This window comes from Bradyrhizobium sp. Kon58, assembly GCF_055807455.1.
The window spans coordinates 1-237 of the sequence record NZ_JBVVOT010000645.1 but is presented as its reverse complement, the minus strand read 5'-3'; the positions used below and the strand labels follow the sequence as shown (position 1 = coordinate 237).

Genomic DNA, 237 nt, shown 5'->3' with positions numbered 1-237 from the left:
GATTCTGGCCAAGGAAATGAGCTGGACGGCGATGGACTACGCCAACATCAACTTCTGGTTCCAGGTCGGCTACGCCATCGGCTTCGTGCTGCAGGGCCGCCTGATCGACCGCGTGGGCGTCAAGCGTGTGTTTTTCTGCGCGGTGCTGCTGTGGAGCCTGGCCACCGGCGCCCACGGCCTGGCCACCTCGGCGGTCGGGTTCATGGTTTGCCGGTTTATCCTCGGGCTGACCGAAGC

Annotated in this window: 1 protein-coding gene; it reads left to right on the top strand. The window is 64.1% G+C overall.

The genetic code is table 11. The features are described from left to right. A partial coding sequence (locus tag AC0L20_RS41810) for an MFS transporter (protein ID WP_473295963.1) occupies positions 1 to 237 on the top strand: 237 nt, incomplete at both ends.